At 36.3% G+C, this 25,849-nt stretch carries 23 protein-coding genes and 1 tRNA gene; 9 read left to right on the top strand and 15 right to left on the bottom strand.

Going from position 1 to position 25,849, the window contains the following annotated elements:
• The first annotated feature begins 66 nt into the window (after window positions 1-66).
• From V6255_RS05320 to V6255_RS05300, 5 genes are all read left to right on the top strand, one after another.
• Complete coding sequence (locus V6255_RS05320; protein ID WP_341627206.1) at window positions 67-732, top strand: TenA family protein; 666 nt, start codon at window positions 67-69, stop codon at window positions 730-732.
• A gap of 69 nt (window positions 733-801) precedes the next feature.
• On the top strand, window positions 802-1,641 hold the full coding sequence (thiM, locus tag V6255_RS05315) for a hydroxyethylthiazole kinase (RefSeq protein ID WP_341627205.1): 840 nt from the start codon (window positions 802-804) through the stop codon (window positions 1,639-1,641).
• Window positions 1,642-1,731: 90 nt separating this feature from the next.
• Window positions 1,732-2,358 (top strand): thiamine phosphate synthase, encoded by a 627-nt coding sequence (gene thiE, locus V6255_RS05310; protein WP_341627204.1) that lies wholly within the window; start codon window positions 1,732-1,734, stop codon window positions 2,356-2,358.
• 522 nt (window positions 2,359-2,880) lie between these two features.
• Window positions 2,881-3,768 carry a LysR family transcriptional regulator gene (locus V6255_RS05305; protein WP_341627203.1) on the top strand — a complete coding sequence of 296 codons (888 nt, stop codon included), beginning with the start codon at window positions 2,881-2,883 and terminating at the stop codon, window positions 3,766-3,768.
• Window positions 3,769-3,984: 216 nt separating this feature from the next.
• Window positions 3,985-4,665 (top strand): DUF3334 family protein, encoded by a 681-nt coding sequence (locus V6255_RS05300; RefSeq protein ID WP_341627202.1) that lies wholly within the window; start codon window positions 3,985-3,987, stop codon window positions 4,663-4,665.
• A gap of 530 nt (window positions 4,666-5,195) precedes the next feature.
• Here the strand turns inward: V6255_RS05300 and V6255_RS05295 are convergent.
• The 4 genes from V6255_RS05295 to V6255_RS05280 all read right to left on the bottom strand — a co-directional run bounded on the left by V6255_RS05295 (window position 5,196) and on the right by V6255_RS05280 (window position 11,707).
• Complete coding sequence (locus V6255_RS05295) at window positions 5,196-6,515, bottom strand: hypothetical protein (protein WP_341627201.1); 1,320 nt, start codon at window positions 6,513-6,515, stop codon at window positions 5,196-5,198.
• Window positions 6,516-7,084: 569 nt separating this feature from the next.
• Window positions 7,085-7,753, bottom strand: a complete 669-nt coding sequence (locus V6255_RS05290) for a response regulator (RefSeq protein WP_341627200.1) — start codon at window positions 7,751-7,753, stop codon at window positions 7,085-7,087.
• 13 nt (window positions 7,754-7,766) lie between these two features.
• Complete coding sequence (locus V6255_RS05285; protein WP_341627199.1) at window positions 7,767-9,161, bottom strand: ATP-binding protein; 1,395 nt, start codon at window positions 9,159-9,161, stop codon at window positions 7,767-7,769.
• 317 nt (window positions 9,162-9,478) lie between these two features.
• Window positions 9,479-11,707: an NADP-dependent isocitrate dehydrogenase gene (locus V6255_RS05280; protein ID WP_341627198.1), complete on the bottom strand. Its 2,229-nt coding sequence runs from the start codon at window positions 11,705-11,707 to the stop codon at window positions 9,479-9,481.
• A 306-nt stretch (window positions 11,708-12,013) separates the two neighbouring features.
• On the opposite strand from V6255_RS05280, the gene V6255_RS05275 reads away from it, so the two are divergent.
• Complete coding sequence (locus V6255_RS05275; RefSeq protein ID WP_425355906.1) at window positions 12,014-12,715, top strand: pseudouridine synthase; 702 nt, start codon at window positions 12,014-12,016, stop codon at window positions 12,713-12,715.
• A gap of 111 nt (window positions 12,716-12,826) precedes the next feature.
• Here V6255_RS05275 and murI read toward each other — a convergent pair whose 3' ends face one another.
• Window positions 12,827-13,639, bottom strand: coding sequence for a glutamate racemase (gene murI, locus V6255_RS05270; RefSeq protein ID WP_341627197.1), 813 nt, complete (start codon window positions 13,637-13,639; stop codon window positions 12,827-12,829).
• Between the two features lie 200 nt (window positions 13,640-13,839).
• On the opposite strand from murI, the gene trmA reads away from it, so the two are divergent.
• Entirely contained in the window at window positions 13,840-14,943 is a 1,104-nt protein-coding gene (gene trmA, locus V6255_RS05265) for a tRNA (uridine(54)-C5)-methyltransferase TrmA (RefSeq protein ID WP_341627196.1), read from the top strand.
• A gap of 111 nt (window positions 14,944-15,054) precedes the next feature.
• Here trmA and V6255_RS05260 read toward each other — a convergent pair whose 3' ends face one another.
• The 7 genes from V6255_RS05260 to ftsY form a co-directional block, all read right to left on the bottom strand.
• Window positions 15,055-15,984, bottom strand: coding sequence for a dienelactone hydrolase family protein (locus tag V6255_RS05260; RefSeq protein WP_341627221.1), 930 nt, complete (start codon window positions 15,982-15,984; stop codon window positions 15,055-15,057).
• A 435-nt stretch (window positions 15,985-16,419) separates the two neighbouring features.
• Window positions 16,420-17,280, bottom strand: coding sequence for a prephenate dehydratase (locus tag V6255_RS05255; RefSeq protein ID WP_341627195.1), 861 nt, complete (start codon window positions 17,278-17,280; stop codon window positions 16,420-16,422).
• Window positions 17,281-17,355: 75 nt separating this feature from the next.
• A complete protein-coding gene (gene rpoH / locus V6255_RS05250) occupies window positions 17,356-18,204 on the bottom strand; it encodes an RNA polymerase sigma factor RpoH (RefSeq protein ID WP_025563871.1) in 849 nt (282 codons plus the stop codon).
• A 113-nt stretch (window positions 18,205-18,317) separates the two neighbouring features.
• On the bottom strand, window positions 18,318-18,638 hold the full coding sequence (locus tag V6255_RS05245) for a hypothetical protein (RefSeq protein WP_341627194.1): 321 nt from the start codon (window positions 18,636-18,638) through the stop codon (window positions 18,318-18,320).
• A gap of 154 nt (window positions 18,639-18,792) precedes the next feature.
• Entirely contained in the window at window positions 18,793-19,782 is a 990-nt protein-coding gene (gene ftsX, locus V6255_RS05240) for a permease-like cell division protein FtsX (RefSeq protein WP_341627193.1), read from the bottom strand.
• Complete coding sequence (gene ftsE / locus V6255_RS05235; RefSeq protein WP_341627192.1) at window positions 19,775-20,455, bottom strand: cell division ATP-binding protein FtsE; 681 nt, start codon at window positions 20,453-20,455, stop codon at window positions 19,775-19,777. Before ftsE ends, ftsX begins: the two co-directional genes overlap by 8 nt.
• Window positions 20,456-20,472: 17 nt before the next feature.
• Window positions 20,473-22,170, bottom strand: a complete 1,698-nt coding sequence (ftsY, locus tag V6255_RS05230) for a signal recognition particle-docking protein FtsY (protein WP_341627191.1) — start codon at window positions 22,168-22,170, stop codon at window positions 20,473-20,475.
• 97 nt (window positions 22,171-22,267) lie between these two features.
• Between ftsY and rsmD the strand changes: the two genes are divergently transcribed.
• Together rsmD and V6255_RS05220 are read left to right on the top strand one after the other, a co-directional pair.
• A complete protein-coding gene (rsmD, locus tag V6255_RS05225) occupies window positions 22,268-22,873 on the top strand; it encodes a 16S rRNA (guanine(966)-N(2))-methyltransferase RsmD (RefSeq protein ID WP_341627190.1) in 606 nt (201 codons plus the stop codon).
• Window positions 22,873-23,139, top strand: a complete 267-nt coding sequence (locus tag V6255_RS05220; RefSeq protein ID WP_341627189.1) for a DUF1145 domain-containing protein — start codon at window positions 22,873-22,875, stop codon at window positions 23,137-23,139. The genes rsmD and V6255_RS05220 overlap by 1 nt, the downstream gene beginning before the upstream one ends.
• 215 nt (window positions 23,140-23,354) lie before the next feature.
• Here the strand turns inward: V6255_RS05220 and V6255_RS05215 are convergent, their stop codons facing one another.
• From V6255_RS05215 to fabV, 3 genes are all read right to left on the bottom strand, one after another.
• Window positions 23,355-24,314: a KpsF/GutQ family sugar-phosphate isomerase gene (locus V6255_RS05215; protein ID WP_341627188.1), complete on the bottom strand. Its 960-nt coding sequence runs from the start codon at window positions 24,312-24,314 to the stop codon at window positions 23,355-23,357.
• A gap of 42 nt (window positions 24,315-24,356) precedes the next feature.
• Window positions 24,357-24,433 (bottom strand) — tRNA-Pro (locus V6255_RS05210).
• 162 nt (window positions 24,434-24,595) lie between these two features.
• On the bottom strand, window positions 24,596-25,792 hold the full coding sequence (gene fabV, locus V6255_RS05205; protein WP_341627187.1) for an enoyl-ACP reductase FabV: 1,197 nt from the start codon (window positions 25,790-25,792) through the stop codon (window positions 24,596-24,598).
• Window positions 25,793-25,849 lie beyond the last annotated feature (57 nt).

The raw sequence follows: 25,849 nt of genomic DNA, 5'->3' as shown, positions 1-25,849 counted from the left end.
TTAATGTCCGTTGAAAAAACGGACTAAAAATTCACTCAATAGCAAATTTAAAACAGTGAGAAAATCATGAATCATAAAGATTTAATCAATGCTTGCCAGTCTGACTGGAATGACTATACAAAGCACCCTTTTGTGATGCAATTAGGCAATGGAAGCTTAGCGCAACCCTGCTTTTTACATTACCTAAAACAAGACTTTTTGTTCTTGAAGCAATATTCGCGTGCCTATGCATTAGCGATTTATAAAGCGAATTCGTTAGCAGAAATGCGTAAAGGCCTTGCGAGTGTGCAAGCATTATTGAGCTTTGAGATTAATCACCACATCACTTACTGTGCAAATTGGGGATTAACCGAGGCTGATTTAGAAGCAGAAGATGAGGACTTTGGCACGGTCGCCTATACACGTTACGTTTTAGATACAGGCATGGCTGGCGATATTGTTGATCTTTATGTTGCGTTAGCACCTTGTTCAATTGGTTATGCTGAAATTGGTCGCTTATTAGCAAATGACAAAAACACTAAAATTGAGGGCAATGAATTTGCTAGCTGGATTGATTTATATAGTGGTGATGAGTTTCAACAAAGCATCATCGATAGCACCGAACATTTAGACCAATTACTCGCAGAGATTGATATCAATAGCCAACGTGGTCAACATCTTCTCAAAGTATTTAGAACGGCGACTAGAATGGAAGTGGCTTTCTGGCAGCAAGGTTTAAATGCCGCGATTTAGCAAATACTGTATTAAGTTTTGTATTAAAGAGATCTTGTCATAAATAAAACAGTGAGCAGAGGATTAACGATGCAAACAACACAAAAAGAAGATACCCAGAAAGAAAGCACACAAAAAGAAAAGACCAAGCTAATTGTCGGTGCGTTACACGCATTACGTACGCAAAAACCGTTAGTCGTCAACATTACTAATTATGTGGTTATGAATAATACAGCGAATGCTTTATTAGCAATTGGTGCATCACCGATCATGGCACATTCTCGTCAAGAAATGGCTGAAATGATGTCATTTAGTGGTGCATTGGTTATTAATATCGGCACCCTAGATAGCCAATGGGTTCCGCGTATGATTTACGCTATTGAACAAGCAAACGTACATGAAAAAGTCGTGGTATTAGACCCCGTTGGTTGTGGTGCGAGTACATTACGCACTGAGACTTCACGCCAAATAGCAGCACTGGCAAAACATTTAATTATTCGTGCAAACGCATCTGAAATAATAGCGTTAGCCGGTGAAAAAGCACAAAGCAAAGGTGTAGATTCACTTGATAGTAGTGAAATGGCAGTGGATGCCGCTCGCTACTTAACTGAAACTTATCACTGTAATGTAGTTATTTCTGGCGAAGTCGATTACATCATCACCGCTGACAGTGAAATTACATTGCATAACGGTCATGCAATGATGCCAAGTATCACAGGAATGGGGTGTAGTTTAAGTGCTTTAACCGGCGCTTTTGCAGCGATTGGAGAAGACTCTGGTTTAGCCGCAGCCGCTGTATTAGGTGTTGCTGGTGAAATTGCAGCAGAGCAATCTGCCGGCCCAGGTAGTTTACAAATGAATTTGCTTGATGTGTTATATCAATTAGATGCCACCACTATTAATAAACGTTTAAAAATAACTGTCAAATAGTGGCTAATTTAAAGGTGTTTTTTATTCTTCATGGAATATTAAGCGCCTTTATTAGGTACCATTACTCACTCTATTTTCAAGGAAAACTCCATGAACCCGTACCGCTTATATTTAGTGACAGATGATCAGCAAGATCTACAAACACTAAAGCACGTTGTCAAAGAAGCCGTTGTAGGCGGTGTTACCATGGTACAAGTCCGTGAAAAAAGTGGTGATATACGATCTTTTATTGCTCGCGCTCAAGCAATTAAAACCATTCTAAAAGGCACTAACGTAGCACTTATTATTAACGATCGTGTTGATGTCGCATTAGCCGTTGATGCTGACGGAGTTCACTTAGGGCAATCGGATATGCCCGCTGGATTAGCACGACAATTGATAGGCCCTAACAAGTTACTCGGCCTATCTATTGAAAATGAACACCAGCTATTAGAAGCGAATGCATTATCCTTGGATTACATTGGTTTAAGTGCAATTTTTGCAACACCAACTAAAACAGATACTAAAAAAGAATGGGGAATAGCAGGCTTAACGAATGCATTAACAAAAACAAATTTTCCAGTCGTTGCGATTGGCGGCATCAACCAAAGCAATTTAGATGACATCATAAAAACCGGTGTTGATGGTGTCGCGTTAGTGTCTGCTATTTGCCATGCAGATGATCCTAAATCTGCTGCGGCAGCTCTGTTAAAGCAAATACACGCAGCTATGCCATAAGCCTTTTAAAATCAAAGCACTTAACCACAAAGTTAAAGAGATAAAATCAAAAGCAATTAACCACCAAGGCACGAAGTGAAAAGAAGGTTAAGTCAAAAACCTTATAATTAAAAACAACCTGAAATACTTTCAGTTCTAACTTACCTCATAATTATTTTGTTGTATTTTCTTCGTATCCTTCGTGTAGCGCAGCGCTTCGTGGTTAATTAAGCTTTTAAAGCCAAAACCAATTAACCACCAAGGCACGAAGTGAAAAGAAAGTTAAGTCAAAAACCTTAAGATTAACAACTAACTTAAATGTACTGAGTTCTGCATATTTTCACTTTTAGCTACTCTTTATGCCTTCCTTCGTGCCCTTCATGTAGCGTAGCGCTTCGTGGTTAATATTTTTCACTTTGAAACTTTGTCTTTGCTTCTAACTTAATATTTTTCTATTGATGGCTCCTCAAACGCAGCATTTCTATTAAGAATAACTTACACTAACATTCATCTTGTTAATTAAATCGAAACCCTTGGCTGATTATGAATATTACACTTAAGCAATTACATGTCTTTATAACTATCACACAAGAAAAAACACTAACTACTGCGGCAGAAAAACTATTTCTAAGCAAACCAGCGGTAAGTATGGCGCTAGCAGAGTTAGAAAAACAACTCGCTCATAAACTATTTGAGCGCACTAATAATCGTTTATTAATCAATGAAATGGGTAAAGCATTATTGCCCTTAGCCGATGAACAAATAGAACGTAGTAAGGCAATTACAAGTTTATTTGATAATCATAACTTCCAAGGAAAGCTAAGAATTGGTTCAAGTAATACAGTAGGTAATCATTTACTGCCCGCTTTATTAGCGCAGTTTCGTGACATTAAAAATCATCAAGATCAATTAATATGTATTGATAACAGCACCACTATTGGTGAAAAACTAAAAGAATACGAGTTAGATATTGGATTAGTTGAAGCTTTATTAGTGGATAAACAGTTACACATCGAACGTTGGCTTAAAGATGAAATGGTCATTGTGGTTCACCCTAAGCACCCTTTAACTAATAAAAAATCAATTACTATCGAAGACTTGAATCACCAACATTGGATCTTACGAGAGCAAGGTTCGGGTACTCGTGATTTTTTTATTACGCACATTGGGCAGCATTTGACAGACCTAGATATTACCTTTGAACTGACGACGACTGAAGCAATCATTAATTGCTGTGCCGCTGGTTTAGGGGTTTCTTGTATGTCACGAACAGCCGCTAGGCATGCTCTGCAAGATAAACGTTTAGCCTCCCTTTCTATTGATATTGATATGTCGCGAGATTTATATCTAGTGTGGCATAAAGAAAAGTATCAAAGCCCTATATTGAAACAGTTTATTAGCTACTGCCAACAATGGAACTTACAAGATTAAGCAAACGTAATAACATTCAAATTCAATACCTGCTCTAATAGACAGGTCAATGCCCCTTTTAAATGAACAATGGATAAGATTCACAACATAATAAATAACAAAAACAGCGACTTGCTATCATTTTTATTAAATAACCATCGACAAAACTACCTATATTTAAATAATAGCCTATTCTAAACGCTCCATTATTAGCATTTTAAAAGGCGATAACAAGATATGACTAAAAGTAAAACCACCTCAACAGATGATGTGTTATTAGTATTATGTAACTCTATGAAATCTGTTTTAAGTAATGCGACGGGCCGCCAAATTAATTATTCTTCAATGGTTCAAAAAATCAATAAAACCTGCCTTAAACCAGACATAGGCTGCTTTGTATTATTTGATGGTGGTTTTTCTGGATTAGTTATTTTAAATTTTAGTGCTGCTGCCGCAATGGAATTATATACGACTTATATGACCAATATGGGGCTATCAGTGGAAGACTTAGCAATATCACATACTGCTGACGATGTGAGTGATGTAATGGGCGAATTAATGAATCAAGCCGTTGGTGATTTTACCAGTGTCATTGGCCATGAATTACATACTTCTATTAATCAAAATCAACCTAAAATGTTGACCATTAATAAACAAGTCGTACTCTCTATAGATACAAATTTAGACCGCCCACAAGCACGTCGAGTAAGTTTCACGACAGCAAAAAATAACATTTTCTACCTTGAATTGGCCATGGATAAAACGGAGTTTATTAAATTACCTAATTTTGAAGAACGAGAAGCTTTTGATCCTGATTCAATAATTGAAGAAGAAAAAAACAAAACATCTCAAGTAGACACAACCACAGCTAAAAATCCAGCCGCTGAAATCGATTTATTCGATGAATTAGGCATCTAAAACCAAGTGCTTAAAAAGTAATTCATTAAAGAATAATGCCAATAAATTAGGATAATGAAAGTGGAGATTAAAAGTCGCTCATTGTAATGAGAGCTGTGCTAAAACTCATACTGAAAATGATATTGAGAAGAATGACAATAATATAAATAACCTAAACTCTGGATAATTAAAGCCTCTCTATATTTAAATCCATAACGTTATATTACTTATTACACCGATTGCATTAAATAAGTGATCTACATTGTGCGTAGAAAAAATGGCTTAATTTAAGGCATAAGTTGAGGCCTTTCTCGTAAATCATCTGTCGGAGAATTAACTAAAAGATATTAATTCTTTAATGGTTATTCTCTTTACGAAACTTATAACGACGAAATAAGTTATTTTAAGATGAGTTAATTAGTGTGATTGGTATAACGGTATTATGTTATTTTTCTGTTCCAGAACAGAGATTAAATCGCACAATAAAAAAGCCTGATGAGAAAACTCACCAGGCTTTTTTATTTATAACTGTAGTTAAACATTTATAAAGCTTATTTTTTGATTTCAGCATGTTTTTGTTGGAAAGCGGCAAACTCTACATTTGATACTTTACCGTTACCATCAGCATCTAATATTTCAAATGTTGGACGTTTGTTACCTTTACGGTCTCCACGTTTTGTATCTAATTCTTGAGTTGTTATTTTACCGTCAGCATCACCGTCGATTTTGTCGAAGTTACTAAGTAAGCGACCTTTTGCTTCGTCTTTAGTAATGGCTCCGTCTTTATTCGCATCTAATGTTGAGAATGAGACTTTCTGCCCGTGCTTACCTTTTTTCATGTTTTTAACTAATTCAAATTCAGCAGATGTAATAGAGCCATTCGCATCTGTATCGACTTTATCAAAGTGTTTAGCTAAACGACCTTTTGCTTCATCTTTAGTGATAGCACCATTGCTGTTTGCATCTAATTTAGCAAAGCTAACTTCTTTATTACCTTTTTTATGACCTTTTCCTTTATGCATTTTTTGCATTTTTTGCATTTTTTGCATTTCTAACAATTCAGCTTGAGTAATAACACCATTTTTATCACTATCTATTTTATCAAAATGTTTCGATAGGCGGCCTTTTGCTTCATCTTTTGTGATTTTACTATCGCTGTTTGTATCGAAAGAACCGAAGTCTAATTTATGATTGCCCTTGCCTTTATGCGTTTTTTCTAAAGCTGCAAATTCAGTTGTTGAAATAGAGCCGTTTGCATCACTGTCAATTTTATCAAAACCTTTTAACAAGCGCCCTTTTGCTTCATCTTTTGTAATTTGGTTATCATTGTTTGCATCAATAGAACCGAAATCTAGTTTATGATTACCTTTACCTTTGTGCATTTTTTCTAAAGCTGCGAATTCTGTTGTTGAAATTGAACCGTTTGCATCGCTGTCAATTTTATCAAAACGTTTAAGTAATCCTCGTTTCGCTTCATCTTTAGTAATTTTTCCATCTTTATTAACATCTACTTTAGCGAAGTCTACTTTATGGTGATGTTTGCCTTTTTTCATTTTCTTAGCGGCATCAAATTCAGCGCTAGAAATTGAACCATCATTATTTTTATCGAAATCAGCAAATGTAGGTTTTTTAGCTTCTCTCATTTTTTTCATTTCAGCAAACTCAGCTTCACTGATTAAATCATTGCTATCTGCATCGATTTTATCAAAATGCTTCGCTAGTTTCCCCGTCGCTTCTACGACACTAATTTGGCCATCTTTATTAAGATCGAACTTTCCAAAGTCATATTTAGCTGAGTTATTACCAGCAGCCATTGTTAGCGAACTTGAAACCATTAATGCAACACCACTTAAAATAAATAACTTTTTCATATAAACCTCTTTTTTTACTTAGAATATAAAGCTCTCTTCTGAGCCGATGTAGAGACTATAGATAAGCATTGTGTAGAGAATATGGATAAAAAAAGGAGTTAACCGTTTTGCTTGATTTTTAGGGAGATAATTGAGGAAAAACTAAGGCGGTCACTAATAAAACGTTAGTAGATGATGTTAATAATACTCTCAAAGCATTAACTAAGATAAACAATACGGATAAGGCACACTAAGAATAACAAAAGATACATGGCCTAACGCTTCCCCTAAAGCCAAATACCTAATACTCCATTTATAAAGCTAACCTTCAAAAAATGTATCAATATAGGCTTCAAAATTATACCAATCTAAGTCATTATCTAGTCATTTATACTTGTTAAAATGAATCCTAGCTTCGTTGTTGATTTTGTAATGAGAATAACTAGTTACTGCACTTGCTATTATCCATTTCCCCTAACGCCTAAATAGACCATTTACTTATCCAGATTGGTATTAATCGAACCAGCGACCTGCTTATTGAAAATGCAGGTTTATTCAAACCGCTGGTTTACTAGCTATGATGAGAGCAACTACAGAGCAAATTTGTAACCGACACCGTAGATAGATTGAATGCAATCAACCTCTGCATCAACGTTTTGAATTTTGCGACGTAAGTTTTTAATATGACTATCGATAGTTCTATCTGTCACTACACGGTTATCTGAGTAGATTTGAGTCATTAACTGCTCTCGACTAAAGACTTGCTCTTTATGTTGATGAAAATGCGATAGAAGACGAAATTCAGCACGCGTTAAGCTAACTTCTTTGCCTTTCACTAATACTTGCATCGTACTTTCATTAATACTTAATACTTTATCAACCATTTTCATTTCATCGGTTGAGCGGCGCAGGATATTTTTGACTCGAACGACGACCTCTCTTGGACTATACGGCTTACAAATATAATCATCGGCACCGAGTTCCAAACCAATTAAGCGATCAATCTCATCGATTCTAGCGGTCGCCATTACCACAGGAATACCGGTAAAAGTACGTAACTCTCTGTAAATATCTAATCCATTTTTCCCTGGTAACATTAAATCTAAGATTAATAAATCAACTGGATTTTTTTTAACCCATTCAATCACCTGTGAACCATCAGTAATAATATGAGTGATTAAACCAGACTGAGTAAGATACTCGCCTAAGACTTGCGCTAATGACTCTTCATCTTCCACAATTAAAACATGCTGTGACATTATAATTCCTTTATTAACTCTCTGAGATAGGTAGATAAATAGTAATAGTTAACCCACCTAAAGCTGAATGTGTTGCTATCATTTCACCTTGATGTGCTTTTACAATTGTTTGGCAAATGGATAACCCTAAACCAGAACCGCCACTCAAACGACTGCGAGACTCGTCAACACGATATAAACGTTCAAACAATTTAGGTAAAGCCTGATCGGGCACACTTGGGGCACTGTCTTCAATACAAATTTGAAGCTGCTGCTTATTTAGTTTTAATTTAACCTGTAATAAACCCGGCGCATCGGTGTAACGTAAACTGTTCTCTAGTAAGTTAGAGAACAACTGTGTTAATGATTTTTTATCGCCTTTAATATAAACAGGCTTTTTAAGGTTAAAGTCACTTTGTAATTGAATTTGCTTTTCTTGGCAACGTAATTGGTATTGTGAACAACTCGTTGCTAGCACTTGTTGTACGTCAACAGACTCAGCCAAATCAAACTGCATTCCTGCATCAGACAACGACAGCTGATATAAATCATTTACTAATTGGCTCAAGTTTTGTACTTGGTTATGTAATGAATCAATATACTTGGGTTCTGGCTTACGAATGCCATCTTGTAATGCTTCTATTTCACTTTTTAAGACAGAAATAGGAGTGCGTAATTCATGAGATATATCTGCTAGCCATTGCTCTCTATTTTCTTTTTGTCGCAATAAGCTACCACTTAATTCATTAAATCGTAAAGATAGCGCCGCTAATTCATCTTCTCCTTTAACGTCTATTTGCGTTAAGTAATCACCTTCTTGTAATGAATTTGCTGCATTTTCAAGGCGCTTTAAAGGCGTTAAAAAGTGCCTCACTAACAACCAAGCCAAGGTAAATGACAGCAATGTTACCCATAAAACAATCCACATTAAGTTATATTGTTGTTGATGATAAAAAGTACTCTCAAGCTCCCCTGGAATAACGTAACGCTTTTGTGTTGTCACCCAACCCACAGTTTTTTGTTGGTATATAACAGGCACTTTAATAATTTCATTTGTCGATTTAGATTTTCTTTGACTAAAAATCGGCTGATCGTTTTCATCCAACACGACAATACGTTTAAACAATCGTCTTATAAGCTCTTTTCGCGCCTTTTTAGGTTCATTGCCATCGCCTCTTGGACGATTAAATACCTGTGATAATACGGTTAACATCGTATCAGGCGTTAACCCTTGCCATCCATTTTGCTCAGAGTAATAAGGAGCAATATATTCAGAGACAATTTCTAATCGCTCCTCTTCCCCATGATTTAGATACTTTTGCAGACCAGTTTGAAAACTGTCGTTAATAGACCACGCCATTCCCAGTACCATCAAAGCACTAATAAATAACATCGAGAATAGAATTTTTTTGAATAAAGTAAGACGCATCAGCACCCTTTTCACTAAAATGAATGAAATAAACATTGTTAACTTTAACGCAAAGCAGCTTGATTGAGGTTATTATTTTTTAATTTTTCGTTAAATTAGTTTAATCGCAACATCTAATAGCACTTTTCATTTATCGGCTAATTGAGGATATTCTGAGGAATGAATACCAATTACATTAAATAAGCATTCTAAATTTTACGCAGGAAAAAGAATAAAAAAAGCCACTAAGTGAATCACTTAATGGCTTTATGAATACTCACGTTATAAAACGTTTACGTTGAGCTTTTGCCACTCAACATAATGACTACAATCGAAAATTAAATATTATCGACAGCAGCATTTAACGTTTTACTTGGACGCATTGCAGCAGACACTTTAACAGGATCTGTATGGAAGTAACCACCTAGATCAACAACAACGCCCTGTGCATCGTTAAGCTCTTGAACGATAACTGCTTCATTGCTTAATAGTGACTCTGCTAAAGGTTTGAACTGTGCTTGTAATTCAGCATCTTTAGTTTGTTCAGCAAGTGCTTCAGCCCAGTACATGGCTAAGTAGAAGTGACTACCACGGTTATCTAATTCACCGACTTTACGTGAAGGAGATTTATCTTCTTTTAAGAATTTACCGTTCGCTACATGTAACGCTTCAGCCAAAATAACTGCTTTTTTATTACCTGTTTTAGCGGCGATATCTTCAATCGATACAGCCAATGCTAAGAACTCACCTAAAGAATCCCAACGTAAGTGGTTTTCTTCAACAAATTGTTGAACGTGTTTAGGAGCAGAACCACCAGCGCCAGTTTCAAATAAACCACCACCTGCAAGTAATGGAACAATTGAAAGCATTTTAGCACTTGTACCCAACTCTAAAATTGGGAATAAATCTGTTAGGTAATCACGTAATACGTTACCTGTTACAGAGATAGTGTTTTTACCTTCTTTAACACGTTGTAATGAGAACTTACATGCTTCAACAGGCGTTAAGATTTGAATATCTAAACCAGCTGTATCATGATCTTTTAAGTAAGCATTTACTTTTTCGATTAAGTTTTTATCGTGAGCTCGTGCTTCGTCTAACCAGAAAATTGCTGGTTGGCCAGTTGCTTGAGCACGGCTTACTGCTAAACGAACCCAATCACGGATTGGAATGTCTTTAGCTTGACACATGCGCCAGATATCACCTTGCTCAACATCGTGAGACATTAGCGTGTTACCTGCTGAATCGATTACTTTAACAGTACCCGCTTCAGTGATTTGGAATGTTTTATCGTGAGAACCGTATTCTTCAGCTTTTTGAGCCATTAGACCTACGTTTGATACGTTACCCATTGTTGCTGGGTCAAACGCGCCATTTTCACGACAGAATTTAATTGTTTCTTCGTAGATACCTGAGTAACAACGATCTGGGATCAATGCTTTAGTATCTTCAAGTTTACCTTCTGCATTCCACATTTGACCGCTAGAACGAACCATAGCAGGCATAGAAGCATCGATGATCACATCACTTGGTACGTGTAAGTTAGTGATGCCTTTATCAGAATCAACCATTGCTAAGCTAGGACGTGTTGCGTAAACCGCTTGGATATCAGCTTCTACTTCTGCTTTTTTAGCGGCATCGATATTAGCAATCTTAGCGTAAACATCACCTAGACCATTACGCTCATCAACACCTAACTCTTTAAATAAGTCTGCATGTTTAGCAAATACATCTTTAAAGTAAACGGTTACCGCGTGACCGAACATGATTGGGTCTGATACTTTCATCATGGTTGCTTTAAGGTGTAAAGAAAGCATGATGTTGTTTTCTTTTGCGTCAGTCATTTCTTTTTCGAAGAAATCACGTAATGCTTTAGCGCTCATGCGTGATGAATCGATTAGTTCATCTTTTAAAACAGGTGTAGATGCTTTAAGTACCGTGCTTACGCCTGCTTTATTAGTGAATTCAATTTTTACATCATCATCTTGACCTAATACAACAGATTGCTCAGAGCTGTAGAAATCGCCATCAGACATATCTGCAACGTGTGATTTAGATTCTTTAGACCACTTACCCATACGGTGTGGATGATCTTGTGCATACTGTTTAACAGCATCTGCAACACGACGGTCAGAGTTACCTTCACGTAATACAGGGTTTACTGCACTACCTAATACTTTTGCATAAACTGCTTTTGTTTCTTCTTCTTCAGGGCTTGTTGCTACTTCAGGGTAATCTGGTAATGCAAAACCATGAGATTGTAGCTCTTTAATCGCCGCTTGTAGTTGCGGGATAGATGCACTTACATTCGGTAATTTAATAATGTTTGCTTCTGGTGTTTTTGCTAAATCACCTAATTCTGCTAATGAGTCTGCTTGCTGTTGTGCAGCTGGCAACTTGTAAGAAAAGTTGGCAATAATTCGACCAGCTAAAGAGATGTCACGCGTTTCTACAACAATGTTTGCTGCTTTAGTGAATGCATTAACAATAGGTAATAGAGAGTGAGTTGCAAGCGCAGGTGCTTCATCTGTTTGTGTATAGATGATCTTTGCTGATTTATCTGTCATTTTATTTCCTTTAACAAAAATTTATGAAGTGAATTAATATCGCTAAAAATGTTATCAAATTGTTACGCGCAATAATTACGCGCATATCATATCGAAAAAAACAAAATTATCTAGTTTCATGCCCTTAAGTCACCGATTTTAACGTGATCTTGATCGTTATTTGTGAACTCGTACTTGTTAACATAAAGTAACAAGATGCCGATGGGCTATCGTTTTTGATGTTATAAACATAACATTTAATAAGCAATACTGTCTGCACTATTTATTCTGATACAATAACTCTTTTGACTGCTTTAAGGGCAACAAGTGAATCAACCTCCAATAAATAAAACCAATAATAAATTTAAAGCAGACTCAACAGCAAGTAAGCGATCAGGTAAAAAGCCTACTCACTTTAATGTAAAAAAAGCAGCGCATAAAAAGTTTGTACCGAAAAAGGTACTGCCTAAGTCAATGCAAAAAGTAGTCTTATTTAACAAACCCTTTGATGTATTAAGTCAATTTACCGATGAAGGTAATGAAGATTCAATGCGTGAAACATTAAAAGACTATATTGATATTCCCAATATTTATGCCGCTGGACGTTTAGATAGAGACAGTGAAGGTTTATTAGTATTAACCAATGATGGCCAATTACAGTCAGAGATTACCCAGCCGGGTAAAAAGACAGAAAAAACGTACTGGGTACAAGTTGAAGGTGCACCTAGCGAAACTGATTTAGCAAAATTACGCCAAGGTGTAGCACTAAAAGACGGTATAACAGCACCAGCAAAAGTAAAAATAATGGATACCCCTGATATTTGGGAACGTTACCCGCCTATCCGTGAACGCGCTAATATTCCAACGACATGGTTAAGCATTACGATTTCTGAGGGCCGTAATCGCCAAGTTCGTCGCATGACCGCCAATATTGGTTTTCCTACATTACGATTGATTCGTTACTCCATTGGCGAATGGACAATTAAAGGTTTAGCAAACGGTACTTACACCGTGCTTAAAAATACTTAACACAAAGCTAGTCATTTATAGTGAATGGCTAACCAAGGTTTAGTTTAGCTCAACAATAACGATGCTTTGAAATAAATCATCGTTATTGTCGATTGCTATAAAGTTTATTACTTATAGGTTACAAAAATTTAATTGTGTAAAACCATAATCAATGAAGCGTTTGTGTAAAGCAGATAAATGCGTTTGATTAGCAAATATTTGAGTATAAAAAGCTTGATGGCTTTGTGATGTTAAGTCACCGCCCTCTTTTTTAAGTTTTAATAATTTTTGGACTCGCAATGCAATCGCTTCACCAGAATCGACTAGATGAATGGGTCGCGTAAAGCATCTTGAAATTTCCTGTTTAAGTAAAGGAAAATGCGTGCAGCCTAAGACTAATGTGTCAGGCATATTTTCTTCATTGTTAATCCAAGGTGCCAATATGGCTTCAAAATCACTTTGCAGTAACGCTTTCCCCATTAACTTATCTTCAGCTAATTTAACCAACCTAGTAGAGCCAATGCGTAACACCGTTTTATCAGCAGCAAACTCATTAATTAAAGCGGTAGTATAAACACGTTCAATAGTACCTGGTGTCGCTAACAATCCAATCACATTGTTGTTAGTCACTGAGGTAGCCGGTTTAATTGCTGGTACGACACCAACGATAGGAATAGAAAAGTGTTGGCGTAAATCTTCAAGTGCAATGGTACTGGCTGAGTTACAAGCAATAACAATCAAATCAGTGGGATATTCTTTTATAAAATCAGTGAGTAATTGTGTAATGCGTTTAATGAGTTTTTCTCTTGGTAGCTCACCGTAAGGAAAATAAGCATTATCAAACAAATAATGACATTTGATGGTAGGATTAACTTTGATAATCTGTTCATAAACCGATAAGCCCCCCACTCCAGAATCAAATATAAGCACTCGTTTAGCTGACATATCACTGCTTCCTCAATAAAAAAAGTATTTTAGCCTGTAATCGAAGGAGAAAGAAATAAAATGATCAACTAGATAGTGCACAGAAATACCATGACATTCTGTTTTCACTAGCCAAGTTCTACTGCCTGCTTTAGAATGCCCCTCCATTTATATGCTATTGATAGAATAGTCACATACAGATTTAGAATACAGAGGTAATAATGAGCTTAGAATTTGTTGATCCGGACAATTATGAATCACAATTAGACGCTAAAAAAGAGCAATTTACACAACTCTTTTCAACCTTTGAACTACCTGAATTAGATTGTTTTGCTTCAGAAAAACAACATTACCGTATGCGTAGTCAATTTCGTGTTTGGCATGAAGATGAAGACCTATATTTTTACATGACAGATCAAGAGACGCGTCAGCGTATTCGTGTTGAGCAATTCTTACCAGCAAGTACCTTAATTAATAAATTAATGCCTATGCTCGTTGAAGAGTTAAAGGTCTCTCCTATTCTACGTTTTAAGTTATTCCAAGCTAACTTTTTATCGAGCTTGAGTGGCGAAATCATGGTTAGCCTGCTTTACCACAAAGTGTTAGATGACGAATGGTTAACAGCAATAAAAGCCTTAAAAGAACGTTTATCTAAACACTTTACCATCAATATTATTGGCCGAGCAAGACGCCAAAAGTTTATTGTTGATAATGATTTCGTAATTGAAAAGCTAGAGGTTGATGGACAACAATTAATCTATCAGCAAGTTGAAAATAGTTTTACGCAACCAAATGCTAAAGTGTCTGTCGATATGTTGGAATGGGCCATTGATTGTACGCGTGATAGTGAAGGTGATTTATTAGAGCTGTACTGTGGTAATGGTAACTTCTCGTTAGCGCTCGCTAAAAACTTTAACCGAGTGTTAGCAACCGAAGTTTCAACTCCTTCAGTTAATTCTGCACAATTTAATATTGCTGCAAATAACATAGATAACGTAACCATCGTGCGTATGTCCGCTGAAGAGTTTACACAGGCCATTAATGGTGTTCGTGAGTTTAATCGTTTAAAAGAGAAGAATGTTGAGTTATCTAGCTACCAATGCAACACTATTTTTGTTGATCCACCGCGTGCAGGTTTAGATGACGATACAGTTAAAATGGTACAGCAGTACGAGAACATCATGTACATCAGCTGTAACCCTGAAACATTAAAAGATAACCTAGAAGTCTTTACTCAAACGCATGACATTAAGAAATTTTCTCTGTTTGATCAATTCCCTTACACACACCACACTGAAGCGGGTGTATTTTTAGTAAGAAAATAAAGCACTAGAAAGCAAGAGTTAAGAGCTAAATAATAGCGCTAAACGAAAAAAGAGCTCAATATGCAAATATTGAGCTCTTTTTGTTTGAGACTGTAATAAAAGCTATATCGCTTAGCTTGTCGCTAAATGCTTATTAAAGAAGTCGATGCTTCTATCCCATGCTAGGTCAGCCATGGTTGGCACATAACGCGCTGTCGAATCATTATGGAAGCCATGATTGGCTTTTTCATACATAAACATTTCGTAATCAACATTATATTTTTTCAAATCAGCTTCATATTCAGGCCAATACGCATTAACTCTTTTATCAAGCTCTGCTAATTGAATTAATAATGGTGCTTTAATATTTTTTCTTAACTCAGAAGCTGCCGGTGTTCCATAAAATGGGACGCCTGCATCTAATGTTTCAGGTATCGTTGCGGCTAACATGTTAACAATATAACCACCAAAACAGAAACCAACAGCCCCTAGTTTACCGTTACTTTGTGGGTGCTCTTTCAAAAATGATGCTGCCGCAATAAAGTCTTGTTCTATTTTGACTTTATCAAGTGACTTCTGCATCACTTTACCTTCGTCATCATTACCTGGATAACCACCTAGTGGATACAAGGCATCAGGTGCAAATGCGATAAATCCAGCTTTCGCTAAACGACGCGCTACGTCTTTAATGTAAGGGTTTAAACCACGGTTTTCATGAATAACTAATACAACAGGTAGTTTACCATCCACTTTTTTAGGTGTTACAAAATACCCTTGTCCTTCACCATGGCCTTTTGGCGATGAGAACTTTTCATAGGTAGCAGTAATATCAGCATCATTAAATGATATTTGTTCGGCTAATGCATAATTAGGAGATAAAGCAGTAGAAAGTGTGGCTAATGTAATACCAGCCCCAGCGATGCCCGCGAGTCTTCTCAAAAAGGTGCGTCGATCAATATCACCATGTGCGTATTCATCGTACCAATCAAAAGCTTCTTGAGGAATTTGCACTGTATTTTGCTCTTCTGTTCCTGGTTTTAACTGCGGTGATTGTTGCTGCATAGGGTTAGTCATATTCACACTCTCATTATTAAACGTTACGGACATTATTAAAATGCTATGGAAAATAAAAAGGAAAATAAAAAACGATCGTTCAAAAGATAGCTATTTTTTAAACAACTGTAAATCAAATAATAACCATTAAAATAATAAGTGAAATTAATATGTAGAACAAAAAATATTATTAATTATCTTTGAATACACCTATTTATATGGGGTTTTAGAAGATAAAAAAATAACAGGAATAGCAATAAGACATTTCCAAAAGAGACTAATTAGCTTGAATATGTGATCTAAATCTTGTGCAGATCAATTAAATTTTAGGAAGAAATAGTTGTAAATGGTGATTATTTTTACAAAAAAATAAAGTAGCAGTAGAGTTGATAGTAAAATTAATCGTACAAAAATGGGTTATTTTAACCAATAAAATGAGAACCTCTATTTATTGCCATTAGTATTAATCGCTTTAATATAAGACCCAACAACAGTGACATCATATTGCGCTTGTATTTCTGTTAGTGCAGCAGAAATATGTGCATCTTCTTGATGCCCATCAATATCAATAAAAAAGTGGTAATTACCAATTTGAGAACGCGTAGGACGCGACATAATCGAGGTTAAATTCACTTTTTGTAATGCAAAAGCACTCACGATATTGCCTAGTACACCAGGACAATCTTGTTTGTTATTAACGACTAGCGTAGTTTTATACTCTTTACCCTGAATACGCGCTTGTGCTGTTTCTGAAAGGACTAAAAAACGTGTTTGATTATTCCTGTAATTGGTAACATCATTATCGATTAGCTTTGCATCACTTGCCTGTGACAATGCATGTTGCGGAATAATCGCTCCTGCAGTTTTGCCTTTTTTCTGTGCCAATACCAAAGACTCAATATTACTTTGTGTCATGTGGATCTGCACACCTTCCAAACCGTTAATAAACTCAGAACATTGTCCGTGGGCAACAAACTGAACATATAAGTCGGTTAGCTCAGATATCTGCTCACAAAAACCAACAAATGAAAATTGAATAGGTAATAGTAACTCAGAGATCACTGATAACTTAGTATCAAGCAGTTGATCTAATACGACTTGTACATAACCTTCCGATAAATTCTCAATCGGCAGGACGCCTAATTGACAATGTTTACCAATGGCTTCAAAGGTTTGTGACAACGTTGCATAGTATTGAATATGTGTTGTTTGTAGTGGCTCTTTAGCTTGTATAGCTTGAATGTATTGCTTAGTTGCGAGATCAGAGAATGTATCTTTAGGGCCAAGCGTTGCAATATTAAGCATAAAGTACCGAGTTGATGTGTTATAGAAAGGAATAAAAAAGGTGAGCTAAAGCTCACCTAATCAAATTGTTACTCGTTAGAAATCCATATTGGTTTTGAGTTTCTTCAATGCGTTAGCTTCTAACTGGCGAACACGTTCTGCTGAAATACCATAACGGTCAGCTAAATCATGTAACGTCGCTTTAGGTTCACTTAACCAACGAGAACTTAAAATATCTTGGCTACGTGCATCTAATGTTGATAACGCAGAATACAGTTTATTTTTAGTATGAGACTCTGTATTTTCTTGCTCAATTTGCGTTTCTACACTTGCGCTTTTATCTTCAAGATAATGCATTGGCGCGAAATTGTTATCGTCATCATCATTAACACTTAAATCAAATGAATGATCTTGTGCATTTAAACGCGATTCCATTTCAAGTACATCTTTAGTACTTACATTTAAGTCTTCAGCTACCGCTTCAACTTCTTCTTTTTTAAACCAGCCTAAACGTTTTTTAGATTTACGAAGGTTAAAGAACAATTTACGTTGTGCTTTAGTTGTCGCAATTTTAACTACACGCCAATTACGAATAACGTACTCATGAATTTCAGCTTTAATCCAGTGCACAGCAAAAGATACAAGACGCACGCCCACAGTTGGGTCAAAGCGTTTAACTGCTTTCATTAAGCCTACGTTACCTTCTTGAATTAAATCAGCTTGTGCTAGGCCATAACCGGCATAGCTTTTAGCAATGTAAGCCACAAAACGAAGATGTGACATGACTAACTTTTTAGCTGCTTCTAAATCACCTTGATAAAATAGACGCTCTGCTAACTCTTGTTCTTCTTCAGCGCTTAGCTTTGAGAATGAGTTTACAGATTGAACATAGGCTCCAATACTTCCTTGAGGAACGATACTCATTGAATTTATTGTTTCACTCATGATTCACCTTTGAAATACTTTAGGTTTAGATAATAGATGTTTTCTTAAAAAGATAACAATTTATTATACAGTAGCAAACACAAAAGAAAAATACATTAACCAATGTAATAAAGTTAACTGGCTATCAAAAAATTCAAATAGCATTTTCTTTCAAGTTTACGTTTTACATAACGAGATAACCAGTATTGCCCTAATACATGATGTTGAAAAACATCTCGAAAATGTAAAGAATTAATACGCATAATCTGACCTTCATGCAGATCAAAAGTTCCATAGGCAATCAATCGACCATCAACCCGTATGACAAGGATTTCCTTGCAGTCGGCAGTTAGCTCAATTAGCTTCATTTCTTTTTGGAAAGCCATTTGTTCTTGAATAAGTGCTTGGCAAGTAGGCGACGAGATTGGTAACAACTTAATATCAACAATTTTCATAAAACACCTGAAATCAAATCTTCTCAAGGAAATCCCGTGAAGTAGATCACATAATACATGCAAAAAAAAAGAGATCAAGGTTGATCTCTTTAATTTATAAGTGCATAGGCTTAGCTATGAGTCATTCAAATATTTATTTAATGAAGCGTTTAAATTACTTTGGTTCTATTGTAACAAGGTATTGTTTCACTGAGATGAACGAAGCAATTAAACCTAATAATGCACTCGTTACCAATAATATAATTGTTCCATCAAAACTGAGTGATATAAGTTCAAAGTTAGCTTGATAAAGATCCGTTAAATTCATCACGCCAGACTCTAACCAAATCACCAGCACAAAAGAAAATAACCAAGCAATAACACCTCCTAAGAATCCATACCAAGCCCCTATATATAAATAAGGTAATTGAATAAAGCTATTGGTTGCCCCTACTAACTTTAGTACTTCAATTTCGGCGCGTTGGTTAAGAATATTCAAACGAATAGTATTACTCACGATTAGCAGTACTGATAATAGTAACAAGGTCGCAATACCTATCACCACATCAACAACCAAATAGAAAATAGCTTGTAGTTTTTCTATCCAATCAATATCAACTCGGACTAAATCAATATCTTGTTCACGCTCTAACTTAGCCACTAATAGCTTATTTCCAGCCGTATTCATTGCCTCTTTAACAGGAATAACAACGAGCACTGCAGGTAATGGGTTTTCATCTAGATAGTTTAATGCCTTTGAAAACCCTGACATTTCTTTAAACTCTTCTAATGCTTGATGACGAGAAATATAAGTGACCGTTTCAATATCTTTATATAAACCGAGTTTATTAATTAGTACTTGTACTCTTTCCTCTGATATATCTTTTTTCAAAAAAAGACTAATTTCAGAAGCACTGTCCCATTGCCCACTAACACGCTCTACATTTTTATAAACCACATGAAAAACAGTAGGTAAGGAAAGTGCAATACCGAGTACAAAAATAGTCATTAAGGTAGCAAAAGGTGTTTTCCATAATTCAAAAAAACTATTTGATAACTGATGTATATGCTGACCAAGTGATGCTTTAACACGGCCAAAAAGAGAAACTTTATTAATTTTTGGAGAACCCGACAGCTTTCTTTTTGCATCCATTGAATTACTCATTACGTTCCCTTAATAAGCCATCATTAATCATATCGCCTTCACGTAACGTTAATGTGCGATAACGCATCTTAGCAATCAGTCCTAAATCATGTGTTGCAATAAGTACAGACATGCCAAATTGATTTAACGATTCAAATAAGGTCAAAATTTCTAATGATAATTTAGGATCCAAGTTACCCGTAGGTTCATCAGCTAATAGTAATGGGGGTTGATTGATAATTGCACGTGCGATACCAACACGTTGTTGTTCACCGCCTGATAAGTTAATAGGAAAAGAATGCTCTTTACCTGTCAAGCCTACTTTATCTAATGCAGCTAAACTACGACGTCTTATTTCAAAGCTACTATACCCTTCAATTAATAAAGGTAAGCCTACATTATCAAGTACCGTACGGTTCATTAATAAACGATGATCTTGAAAAATCATACCAATGTGACGGCGTAGATAAGGAATATCATTACCTTTAATATGACTGATATCATTACCGTTTAAAACAATGCGACCTGTTGTTGGGCGTTCCATTAAACTAACTAACTTTAATAGTGTACTTTTACCAGAGCCTGAGTGACCCGTTAAAAAAGCCATTTCACCTTGTTTTAAATGAAAATCTACTTTATTTAAAGCAATTTGATCATCGCCATAAATTTTGCTGACTTCTTCAAATAATATCATTATCTAATTTTACCTTGTTATGATTCATCTTCTTTAGAAAAAAGAGCATCAATAAACTCTTTAGCATTAAACTCTCTTAAATCATCAATACCTTCACCGACACCTATATAACGAATTGGAAGTTTGAATTGATCGGCGATAGAGAAGATAATACCGCCTTTTGCTGTGCCGTCTAACTTAGTAAATGTAACGCCAGTTAAACCGACAGCCTGATTAAATAACTTAACCTGACTAATGGCGTTTTGACCTGTACCGGCATCAATGGTTAACATTATTTCATGTGGTGCTGTTGCATCTTTTTTACGCATAATACGCACAACTTTTGCAAGCTCTCCCATCAAATGCTCTTTGTTTTGTAAGCGGCCAGCGGTATCTGCAATCAACACATCTGCACCACGAGCTTGAGCCGCATCCATTGCATCAAACAATACAGATGCACTATCGGCACCGGTTTGCTGTGCAATAACAGGAATATTATTACGATCGCCCCATACTTGTAACTGCTCAACTGCAGCGGCGCGGAATGTATCACCCGCAGCCAGCATCACTGACTTCCCTTCGTTTTGATATTTTTTAGCGAGTTTACCGATAGTCGTAGTTTTACCAACACCGTTTACCCCTACCATTAAAATAACGTAAGGTTTTTTAGTTTCGTCAATAACTAAAGGCTGCTCAACTTTTTCTAAGATATCAGACAAATCTTTTTTCAATAATTCATAAAGTACTTCTGCATCTTTTAATTGTTTTCTATCCGCATGATCCGTTAAGTTTTGAATAATACGTAATGTTGTTTCAACACCAATATCAGCTACAATAAGTTGCTCTTCTAACTCTTCAAATAAATCATCATCGATTTTTTTACCTTTGAATAAAGATAATAAACCACTACCAATACTAAGACGTGTTCTCTTTAGACTATGTGCAAAACGAGCAAAAAAACCAAGTTTCTTGGTTTCTTCAGACTCTTCTACTACTACGGGCGCTACTTCTGTTTCAGTCTCAACTTCTTCATTAGCATCTTGTTCTACTTGTTGACGTGCTAGCTCAGCATTTCGTTGCGCTTCTTGATAAGCAGCTCGTGCTTTAGCAGCTTGCTCTTGGGCTTCAAGTTCAGCTTGTTGACGTGCTAATAAATCAGCTTGTTTTTGCGCTTCTTCGGCTGCAGCTTTTTCTTCAGCTGCAAGTTCTGCTTGCTCTTTTGCTAATAAGGCTGCAACTTGTTTAGCCTCTTCAGCGGCTTGCTCTTTAGCTGCTAATTCTGCTTGTTCCCGAGCGAATATTTCAGCTTGCTTTTGTGCTTCTTCAGCAGCGGCTTTTTCTCGAGCAGCTATTTCTGCTTGCTCACGTGCTTCTAATTCAGCTTGCTTTTGTGCTTCTTCAGCAGCGGCTTTTTCTCGTGCGGCTATTTCAGCCTGTTCACGTGCTTCTAATTCAGCTTGCTTTTGTGCTTCTTCGGCAGCGGCTTTTTCTCGTGCGGCTATTTCAACCTGCTCGCGTACCAATAACTCAGCTTGTTGTTGAGCTTCTTCGGCGACCGCTTTTTCACGTGCAACTATTTCAGCCTGCTCGCGAGCCTCTAACTCAGCTTGTTGCTGGGCTTCTTCAGCAGCCGCTTTTTCTGCCTGCTCACGAATTAATAATTCAGCTTCTTCTTGCTCAGTTTTCTTCGCTGGTTTTTTAGAAAACCATGAAAACAATCCTTTCTTCTTAGACATTAATTAAAAACCTTACTAACAACCTGTTTACCCTGCTAAAATAGCAAGCGTATTGAACTGCTATATTAACACTATTGCTTGCCGGACTAAAAATAATATGCGTAAAAATCAACATGCTTCAACCCAAGAAAAAAGCAGAAAGCCAACTAGTGACGGATTTATCCGCTTAATCTCTGGTCAATGGCGAGGAAAAAAATTACCCGTTAAAGATAAACAAGGTTTACGTCCAACAACCGACCGAACAAAAGAAACGCTTTTTAATTGGTTAATGCATGATATTCGAGATGCAAACTGCTTAGATTGTTTTAGTGGTAGTGGCAGTTTAGGCTTTGAAGCTTTATCTCGTTACTGTAAATATTGCACTTTTTTAGAACTCGATAAGCAAGTCGCGAATCAATTAAAGAGCAACATAAATACGCTTAAAGTTGAAAACGCGCAAGTTATTCAAGGTGACTCTTTAAAATATTTAACAAAGCCTGCGGCTCAGCAATATAATGTGGTATTTGTAGACCCGCCATTTAATTTAGGTTTAGCGCAACCTTGTATTGAACAATTAGAATCTCAAGGTCATTTAGCGGATCATTGCCTGATTTATGTTGAAATCGAAAATACATTAACCACGTTAACAACACCTGACAATTGGGAATTGTTAAAAGAAAAAATTTCCGGTCAAGTTCGTTACCAATTATTTAGTAGAGGTTAATGATGAAGTTCTTTATTCCCTTTGCTAAAGCGTTAATGATCATTATTTGGGGATTATTAATTGCTAACTTATTTTTTCCTTTCCCTGGTAAAGCCGCCCTCGCTTTTTACTTTTTGTTAGCTTTTGTGGTAGCTATGCATGCCATCCAACTATTAGTTATTTATGGTGCATTCGCTGAAAAACTCAAATTAACTAAAAAAGAAGGATTTGCTATTTTCTTTTTTGGTGTGTTTAAAATGTGGCAGTTAAAAGACCGATTAAATTAGTTAAAGATGATGCCTATTTTGAGGTGATCTTTGAAAACTAAAAAGGGTGAACATTTATATGTTCATCCTTTTTTAATGAAGTAGATTAAAGCGATAGCGTTAATATATTTAGAACTGACTCAGCTATTTTAACTCATTAAACCCACTCAGCTATTTTAACTTATTAAACCCGCTCAGCAATTTTAACTTATTAAACCCGCTCAGCAGTTTATAACTTATTGAGCCCATTCAATGATGCCATCTACTTTTTTGCCATCTTCACTAACGACCAGCCATTTAATGTGCTTTTCACGCATTAACTCTTCAGCTTCAGTTAAACGTGCAGACGCTGAAATTAAACGAGGTGTTGAATTCATTAAGTGTGACGCTTGGCTATCAACAATACTTTCACCCGCGATTAAGAATCGGCGAACATCACCATCAGTAATAACACCTTGTAAGTTCTCGCCATCTAACACTAATGCTAACCCAGTACGAGTTTCAGTCATCACCATTAACACATCAGTTACTGATGTGTCTGCAGAAACAATTGGTAAATTATCACTACGCATTTCATCGCGAACAAAAGTTAATAATCGCTTACCTAAACTGCCTCCTGGATGAAAACGAGCAAAGTCCATCGGACTAAAATCTTTTTCTAAGGTTAAAGTGTTCGCTAAAGCATCGCCAATGACTAAAGTGAGTGTTGTTGATGTGCTTGGTGCTAAATTATTTGGACAGGTTTCCTTTTCTACACTCGCATCTAGTACAACATCTGAATGTTGAGCTAACGTAGAACTTTTACCACCGGTAATCGAAATTATTTTATTACCGAAATGCTGTAACGAAGGAATTATTTTTAATAGCTCATCTGTTTCACCACTGTATGATATCAGTAATAACACATCATCTTTAGTGACCATACCCAAGTCACCATGAAAAGCTTCACCTGGATGCATGAAAAATGATGGCGTACCAACAGATGCAAGTGTTGCAGCGATTTTAGTACCGATGTGTCCTGATTTCCCCATACCACAAACGATCACTCGTCCTTGGCAGTTTTTCATTAATGATAAAGCTTGTAAGTATGGTTCACCGACCAATTTACTATGTGCGCTAATCGCTGCACTTTGTACTTCAAATACGGTTTGAACTTCTTTTAATAATTGAGACTCAGGTAATGAAAAACGAGACATGAAACGTCCTTTATATAAGAGGAAAGGTAATAAAAGAGGAATTGGTCGGTATGAGAAGATTCGAACTTCTGACCCCTGACACCCCATGACAGTGCGCTACCAAGCTGCGCTACATACCGATGGCCATAATTTTAATTAATTACCATCAAGTTGCAACAAAAAAAGTCACGTATCGGTTAGCACTCTAAAATAAATAGCTAACTAAGAAACAATTATTTTACTAAAAAAATACCCGCGAGTAAGCGGGTATTTTTAATGTTTATCTTTCAGCTTAATACTGATTATAGACAGTCGAATTCTACTAAAGTTTCAACTTCAGCATCATAGTCAACACCATCGAGACCAAAACCAAATAATTGTAAAAACTCATCTTTGTAATCTTGGTAGTCTGTTAATTCAAACAGGTTTTCAGTAGTAATTTGTGGCCATAAGTCAGTACATGCTTGTTGTACTTCATCACGAAGTTCCCAATCATCAAGACGTAAACGACGCGCTTCATCTGTAATAGGAGCAGAACCGTCGGCTTTGAATAATTGTGTTGTGAATAGACGGTGAATCTGTTCCATACAACCTTCATGTAAGCCTTTTTCTTTCATGATTCTAAATACCATTGAAAGGTATAGAGGCATTACTGGAATAGCAGAACTTGCTTGTGTTACGACACTTTTTTGTACTGAAACATAAGCTTCACCACCTAAAGGTGTTAATTGAGATTGAATAGCAGTAGAAGCACGGTCTAAATCTAATTTAGCTTTACCTAATGCGCCATTCCAGTAGATAGGCCATGTTAATTCAGTACCAATGTAAGAGTAAGCAACGGTTTTAACACCTTCAGCTAATACACCAGCATCTGCTAGCGCGTTCATCCAAAGTTCCCAATCTTGTCCGCCCATTACCGTGACAGTATTAGCAACTTCTTCTTCTGTTGCTGGCTCTACTGATGCTTCGATGATCACGTCTTTGTTAGTATCGATAGCAGTTGAAGTGTAAGTTTCGCCAATTGGTTTTAAGCTTGAACGAATTACTTCACCTGACTCAGGTAATTTACGAACAGGTGCAGCAACAGAATAGATGATCGCATCGATTTGACCTAAGTCAGCTTTGATTGTATCGATAACAAGTTGCTTTGTTTCATTCGAGAATGCATCGCCATTAACGCTTTTAGCGTATAGACCATCTTCTTTAGCTTGTTTTTCAAATGCAGCACTGTTGTACCAACCTGCAGAACCCGGTTTGCGATCGGTTGCTGGTTTCTCAAAAAACACACCGATTGTTGAAGCATCGCTTCCGTATGCAGCAGCAATACGAGATGACATGCCGTAACCTGCAGAAGAACCAATCACTAATACACGTTTAGGGCCTTTTTCAATTTTGCCTTGTTTTTTAGTGTATTCAATTTGTGCTTGAATGTTTTTTTCACAACCCGTTGGGTGTGTAGTTGTACAAATAAAGCCACGAATCTTTGGTTTAATGATCATATTATTTCGCTCTTATGGTATTTGAAACCTTCAATCTAGACACATTTATTTAATTAA

It is taken from the genome of Psychromonas arctica (genome assembly GCF_038155225.1).
Taxonomy (GTDB): Bacteria; Pseudomonadota; Gammaproteobacteria; order Enterobacterales; family Psychromonadaceae; genus Psychromonas; species Psychromonas arctica_B.
This window is presented reverse-complemented; position numbering and strand designations above follow the sequence as displayed.